This is a genomic window from Tatumella sp. UCD-D_suzukii (genome assembly GCF_000611875.2).
In the GTDB taxonomy this organism is placed as follows: domain Bacteria; phylum Pseudomonadota; class Gammaproteobacteria; order Enterobacterales; family Enterobacteriaceae; genus Tatumella; species Tatumella ptyseos.
Genome location: NZ_JFJX01000043.1, coordinates 1 through 5,965, shown reverse-complemented (window position 1 = coordinate 5,965; position 5,965 = coordinate 1). Strand labels below are relative to the sequence as shown.

The 5,965-nt window shown below is 44.8% G+C and carries 10 protein-coding genes and 1 pseudogene; 4 read left to right on the top strand and 7 right to left on the bottom strand.

Features of this window, described 5'->3' with window-relative positions; all coding sequences use genetic code 11:
* The 4 genes from CG67_RS07640 to CG67_RS07625 all read left to right on the top strand — a co-directional run.
* A partial coding sequence (locus tag CG67_RS07640) for a DUF2931 family protein (RefSeq protein ID WP_025902359.1) occupies positions 1–601 on the top strand: 601 nt, incomplete at its 5' end.
* A 176-nt stretch (positions 602–777) separates the two neighbouring features.
* A complete protein-coding gene (locus CG67_RS07635) occupies positions 778–1,203 on the top strand; it encodes a DUF2931 family protein (RefSeq protein WP_051546367.1) in 426 nt (141 codons plus the stop codon).
* On the top strand, positions 1,200–1,703 hold the full coding sequence (locus CG67_RS07630) for a DUF2931 family protein (protein WP_235501116.1): 504 nt from the start codon (positions 1,200–1,202) through the stop codon (positions 1,701–1,703). Before CG67_RS07635 ends, CG67_RS07630 begins: the two co-directional genes overlap by 4 nt.
* A gap of 398 nt (positions 1,704–2,101) precedes the next feature.
* Complete coding sequence (locus tag CG67_RS07625) at positions 2,102–2,965, top strand: hypothetical protein (protein WP_025902358.1); 864 nt, start codon at positions 2,102–2,104, stop codon at positions 2,963–2,965.
* A gap of 637 nt (positions 2,966–3,602) precedes the next feature.
* Here the strand turns inward: CG67_RS07625 and CG67_RS18695 are convergent.
* The 7 genes and pseudogenes from CG67_RS18695 to CG67_RS07595 all read right to left on the bottom strand — a co-directional run.
* Positions 3,603–3,719, bottom strand: a complete 117-nt coding sequence (locus CG67_RS18695) for an Arm DNA-binding domain-containing protein (protein ID WP_025902357.1) — start codon at positions 3,717–3,719, stop codon at positions 3,603–3,605.
* Between the two features lie 262 nt (positions 3,720–3,981).
* Positions 3,982–4,185, bottom strand: coding sequence for an AlpA family transcriptional regulator (locus CG67_RS07615; protein ID WP_025902356.1), 204 nt, complete (start codon positions 4,183–4,185; stop codon positions 3,982–3,984).
* 73 nt (positions 4,186–4,258) lie between these two features.
* Entirely contained in the window at positions 4,259–4,480 is a 222-nt protein-coding gene (locus CG67_RS18080; protein WP_152975045.1) for a DUF4060 family protein, read from the bottom strand.
* A 162-nt stretch (positions 4,481–4,642) separates the two neighbouring features.
* A complete protein-coding gene (locus CG67_RS07605) occupies positions 4,643–4,867 on the bottom strand; it encodes a hypothetical protein (RefSeq protein WP_025902354.1) in 225 nt (74 codons plus the stop codon).
* 97 nt (positions 4,868–4,964) lie between these two features.
* A complete protein-coding gene (locus tag CG67_RS18315) occupies positions 4,965–5,117 on the bottom strand; it encodes a hypothetical protein (RefSeq protein ID WP_160318967.1) in 153 nt (50 codons plus the stop codon).
* Entirely contained in the window at positions 5,117–5,605 is a 489-nt protein-coding gene (locus tag CG67_RS07600; RefSeq protein WP_025902353.1) for a hypothetical protein, read from the bottom strand. Before CG67_RS07600 ends, CG67_RS18315 begins: the two co-directional genes overlap by 1 nt.
* 67 nt (positions 5,606–5,672) lie before the next feature.
* Positions 5,673–5,965 (bottom strand): annotated as a pseudogene (locus CG67_RS07595) (hypothetical protein); the annotation flags it as partial.

Sequence of the window (5,965 nt, the reverse complement as noted above, 5' to 3'; positions counted from 1 at the left end):
TGCCAGTGCCTGTTCTAAGGGGAAGCCTGACAGTCTTAAAGCGCCCTGGGATAAGTGGTATTTTGCTTTTACTACTCCCAAAGCTTTGCCTGCACAGGTGACATTGTTAAAGCTACTGGATGTTGACGGTTATGCATGGACATACAGAACTATTAATCAGCCACAAGGTATCAGTGTCGGAAAATGGGATGAACGGAACTCAGCAGGGAATACGCATTTTAATAATGCCGACAGATTGCCGCAAATAATGATATTTTGCTGGGACTCAATCATTGATAAAAAGGTTTATCAGTCCACTCTGTTTTTCACTCAGGACACATGGAATAAAATGACCACCCCTTACCCGCATGTTTTTGACCCGGAAAAAAAAGCATACCGGCAAACCATGCTGATAGGTCTGGCTCCTGAGGGGAAAGTACGGGTCTGGCTGAGACAATATGGCCATTCAGATATCCCTCTGAATGATACAACCATAAGGACAGTCTCAGGGGAAGAGCTGGATATGTGTAAAGGGGTGACAGTAAGTAATTTTTCCTATGGGTATAGCAATGAAACTAAAGAATTTATCGAGGGCAAAAAATATCCATATGGTTCATGGTGAATATTCTTATTTTGAAAAATAGTGGGTATTTAATATCATCTGCTTATCTGAATATTAGCCTGGTTTGCGTAGTCTGGGATTTATCATAATTTAAGCACACCAGTGTGCTAATTATCTGTCAGTCATCCAAACCCCGGTTGGGTCAGGGCTGTCTGGAATATGCAGGGAGGAAAATCATGAAACCGATGACCAGAATAATTTGTGTATTATTACTTGTGGCTTCTGCCAGTGCCTGTTCTAAGGGGAAGCCTGACAGTCTTAAAGCGCCCTGGGATAAGTGGTATTTTGCTTTTACTACTCCCAAAGCTTTGCCTGCACAGGTGACATTGTTAAAGCTACTGGATGTTGACGGTTATGCATGGACATACAGAACTATTAATCAGCCACAAGGTATCAGTGTCGGAAAATGGGATGAACGGAACTCAGCAGGGAATACGCATTTTAATAATGCCGACAGATTGCCGCAAATAATGATATTTTGCTGGGACTCAATCATTGATNTGCCAGTGCCTGTTCTAAGGGGAAGCCTGACAGTCTTAAAGCGCCCTGGGATAAGTGGTATTTTGCTTTTACTACTCCCAAAGCTTTGCCTGCACAGGTGACATTGTTAAAGCTACTGGATGTTGACGGTTATGCATGGACATACAGAACTATTAATCAGCCACAAGGTATCAGTGTCGGAAAATGGGATGAACGGAACTCAGCAGGGAATACGCATTTTAATAATGCCGACAGATTGCCGCAAATAATGATATTTTGCTGGGACTCAATCATTGATAAAAAGGTTTATCAGTCCACTTTATTTTTCACTCAGGACACATGGGATAAGATGGTTACCCCTTACCCGGATGTTTCAAATCCCGCAAAAAAAGCATACCGGCAAACCATGCTGATAGGTCTGGCTCCTGAGGGGAAAGTACGGGTCTGGCTAAGACAATATGGCCATTCAGATATCCCTCTGAATGATACAACCATAAGGACAGTCTCAGGGGAAGAACTGGATATGTGTAAAGATGAAACGAACTTTTCTAATGGATATGAATACAGTGAGGATATGAAGGAATTTATAAAAAACAAAAAATACCCTTATGGGGTATGGTGAATCATCATGATGTAAACACGTCAGTGCGCTAATTATCTGTCAGTCATCCAGGAATAAGAATAGGAGTTTATATCTCTGAGGTGTTTATATTAATTTGTAATATAATCGCACGGCGGCCTAATGCTTGTCAGTTAATTTTTATGAGAACGTAGAAACTTCATTTTTTATCCTTAAAGCCCTGGCCAGGGGGGGGGCGAAAAGATTCAGGCGTCGGGCAGTACATGGAGAACTTTTCTATTTATTAAAGTATTTTGCGATCCGGATAGTGAAAAGGAAAGAAATCGACTGTTCTCCGCGTTGCAGCAACTGGTAGTGGAAACTCTGAGAGTGACAGAGCAGATGCCTGAAAGGAAGCCCGCCCTGGAGCGTTTCCGTAAGACAAAAAAGGAATATGCTAAATGAAAATAGCTAATATATTATACCTGCTACCGCTATTATCACTTAGCGGCTGTGCGTTAAGTAATAATCTCTCTCCGCCACCAAATGGTAAAACCGTAAAAGTTGCCGTTGTGAAACCTGCTGATGTCGATATTCTGCCAATGGATGTGATTTATCGCTCGGAAAAATGCAGAGATAAAATATTTACCTCAGCGGGAACGATAACCTCCCGGGCGGGATATCACCTGCTTACCGTTCCTTTTAATCCGGAAGAAGGGAGCGATATAGTGAGTAACAATATTGCTCTTGATGGTGGTGGTCAGTGTGAGTGGAAGCTAAGCAATGTAAAGTTTGATTTTCAATATCATAACATGAAGAAATTCGGGCCAGGGGTTAAGAGAAGTATACCCAGTGATATTGTTTTTGTTTTTGATGAAAACTCTCCACCACGTGGAGATGGGCATTATGATGATGTTTATGGTGTTATAGAAATAAAAAAACATTACTATCCTTTAATTAGAAAAAAGAATACAGGTGAGGAGATGTTAGTTCTTAGCGTACAAGGCCAGCCAATGTTGACTTATCGTGTCCATGATACAAATAGCCTTGTATTTAAACCCATTTTTCACTCTGAGATGATTGTTAATGCCATACCTCCAAAGAAAAAAGGTGACGGATACACGCTCATTTATCCTAATGGAGATGAAATAATAGATCGTTACTTCCCAAATTCAGAAAAAACGAAGTATGACTTTGTAAAACAGAAAGGTAATCCTCCCATTTTTAACGGAGGTGATAAGCAGAATCAGGTCAAGGCCCGGCGAAGCATGGCCCCTGTTTCATCAGAGACCGCTACCGGGATGTGTGTGAGTCAGGATGGTTAACTAATGTTTTCAACTCCCGGGCTGATACCGGTCGGATAATCCAGGATAATGGCATTAGTATTCTGAACCCCCCTGACGTATGAGTTTCTTCATATGGAACTGGTGCGGTTAAAGAGATTAATCAGAGGGAAGCCTACCCCCTGCGCCCAGTTTGTGAAAATTTTATAATTCAAAATAGTCAAATGTTGAATGCTGAGAGATAAAAAATATCGTACCGTATAATAGCAAATAAATCTTTAACATGTACGCCATGTCGTAGCGTGATGAAGTACAGGTTTTTACCACTTAGAAATTTGAGGGGATTTTTGCGGGAATTTATCCGGCGCGAAAAAAAACCTCAATTCTGGTCATGTCTAAAAGAAAGCCTTCCTGCCGGCAAGTGCTGACGAGTAAAAGTATCAGAGTATCGAGAATGCAGATCATTACAATAAAATAGTCTTCTATGGATGTGGAATGCTCCTCTTTATAGATAGAGGTGAATAAAACATCGGCCTTAATCTATTTTCCGGACTGTAGATGGTCGTGGCCCTTGCTGACTATCTTTCTTGCCTGGCAGGATTGTTCATAAGCTTAATTAATGACATTAAAAGATAACTACCCGGGGTCAAGGTTTTTCTTAACTCTGTCAGAGTGTACCTCAACTGCCACACTTTTTTCCTGAAGCCGGGACATAGAGATAAAGCCCATTGGCATACAGCAAGCGATAGGGCTTGTCTTTTGGCTTGGCGGCATCAATCTGTTTGACGGTGAGCATGGGTAAAATTCCGGTGGGTAAAAATGTTTACCCGTTTTTTACCCGCTTTGGATTGCGGCTGTCAACGAACTTTGGCGAACTATAACGAACAGTTGTTTTTGGTGAGTGCTGATTTTATGGGGTTTTGGCGAACTATTACGGAGGGTGGCGAACTGATGACTGGTGTCCCCTGCAGACACCTAATGATGAAAGCAAGGGGCTGTATTTGAAAGGAATTTAGTTTTTAACGATAAATTGTGCCCGCAATTATGCCCACAAAGCATTAATTTAAGGTGTTTTTTGACTGTTGGGCTGAGTTCTTCCAGGAGAGGTAATCGGCGTATTCCCAGCGGGACGTCCTGCCGAACTTTTTTGGCGGTGGAAGTTTTCCGGCCTTGATCTGGTCGTAAAAGTACTTAGGCGTGTAGCCAGCATCCTCTACCATGAACTTCATGTCAATAAGTGAGTCGCTTCTTAATTCTCGCATAGCATTCTCCTTTACCTAACCCGCAGGCACGACGATGCCGCCGGTGACCGGTGCGGGGATAGGGTGGTTTGGTTTAGTTAGTGAATATTTTTGAAAGTGGCCGGTAGCCGTTAATGATTGTTGCGGTGATGACGGTTTTTCTGATGATTACCTCAACCTGATAGTGCCGGTTATTGCACTTCACACAGTGGGTAATTCTTCTTCCCTGACTATAACGCTCCCGATGATGCTCTATTGCAGCCTTGGCGGCCAGTTCCTGGTGCTTGTCACAGGCTCCGCGTATTCTTTCCTGCATGATGTTCTCGCATTACTTCGCCACACAAAAGCACATGCCGGGGCTGAATATCGCCCATAGCCTCGATCTGATGTTCGCACTGTGTTTCGGTGGGGTAGATTGTTTCAGTGAGGGGTGTTGCCTGGTTACCGGAGAGAATGAGGATGACGTATCCGGCGAGTATCATCTGGTCAGTAGCCTCAATTTCTGAACAAACTCGGCTTCGGGAATCCACTCAGAGGCATCAATGCATGCCTGAACGTTTTCCAGCTCTTTTTCGGTAAGTAAGCCGTCTCGGTAATCACTCCAACTGACAGCGGCCAGCTTTCCGCCCATGACATCCATGTTTGCGTGAACCGGCGGCTCCTTGCCATCTTCGTACTCAACTACGAAAGTAACCTTTCCCATTACTTCCTCCTGTACGCATCCCACAGAGCTATGCGGAACGCTATTCGTTTAATGAAAGCAGGGTAGTTACCTGCCAGTATGTGAGTGGTGACTTTCTTCATCGCCACCACCACTCAATGCATAAATGCCCCAGCCATAAAGAGCGCATTGGGCCATCATTCCAGAAGGAGAAGTAACGCCACTTTGATTTTTTCTGCCATGAAATCGCCAGCCACCAACCGCCGCCCCGTCCGGGGATAGGTATTTTCATCACTCCCCCAGGCCGTTGAGAAATTCGGAGATTTTTTCCTGCCTTGCTTTTCTTTCGTCCTCGGACAATTCTGCAAGCTCCTTCTCGTAATCATCACGTCTGATAAGAGCATCAAGCATTGTCTGTACTAAAACTCCCTTTCTGAAAATCAGGCCAGGCTCAAATCTGACATCACACGGCAGTTTCTCAGGCAACTCAACACCCCGCGCCATCCACTCCCTGCGTTCGGCGTCTTCACCATCAAACTGATCGCCCACATACCAACAGCACTCGCGCCAGTCTGCCCCACCAAGGTCAACCACTCCGACCGGGCATACAAAGTCGTCAATACCGTGTTTAATAACCCAGTTGTGCTCTCCCTTACTCAGAACTACACCGATGGAAATAGCAAGCACCTGGCCGAATGCGTTGACCATCACGGATGCTGTATCAGCGGGCACATCGAACCACAGGCCATCAGCCTGTACGCGTTTGGTTAATTTCTTCACTTTTTCCTCTCCAACAGATAACCCTCCCGGTGCCGTATGGCAGAGGATAGGGTGGGGTGAATGGGGTTTAATTGACGTAGTGCTTTCGGCTGAAGACGATCCGTGTCTTTTCTTTCGCATTAACGCGCCGTGGTTTGGCTTCCAGCCAGTAGAGTCTGTCCATGGCCCGGCCGTCAGTGGCGAATGGCTCTCCTTTGCCGAGCTTCACGGTGTCGCCTTTAAAGCTGGAGCGCATAACCTCGTTTATCCTGCCGAGGCTGAGGCCGAACATGTCGGCCAGTTGCTGCCCGGTCATTGGCCCCTTGTTTAACTGCCAGGTTATCTTTTCCTTGATGCCTGATAGCGGACATTCCCTTGTCC

What these genes read in the sequence shown, in the direction of transcription:
- CG67_RS07625 (WP_025902358.1), top strand. Translation starts at nt 2,102, where the DNA reads ATGAAAATAGCTAATATATTATACCTGCTACCGCTATTATCACTTAGC.
- CG67_RS18695 (WP_025902357.1), bottom strand. Translation starts at nt 3,719, where the DNA reads ATGCTCACCGTCAAACAGATTGATGCCGCCAAGCCAAAAGACAAGCCC.
- CG67_RS07615 (WP_025902356.1), bottom strand. Translation starts at nt 4,185, where the DNA reads ATGCGAGAATTAAGAAGCGACTCACTTATTGACATGAAGTTCATGGTA.
- CG67_RS18080 (WP_152975045.1), bottom strand. Translation starts at nt 4,480, where the DNA reads ATGCAGGAAAGAATACGCGGAGCCTGTGACAAGCACCAGGAACTGGCC.
- CG67_RS07605 (WP_025902354.1), bottom strand. Translation starts at nt 4,867, where the DNA reads ATGGGAAAGGTTACTTTCGTAGTTGAGTACGAAGATGGCAAGGAGCCG.
- CG67_RS18315 (WP_160318967.1), bottom strand. Translation starts at nt 5,117, where the DNA reads ATGAAAATACCTATCCCCGGACGGGGCGGCGGTTGGTGGCTGGCGATT.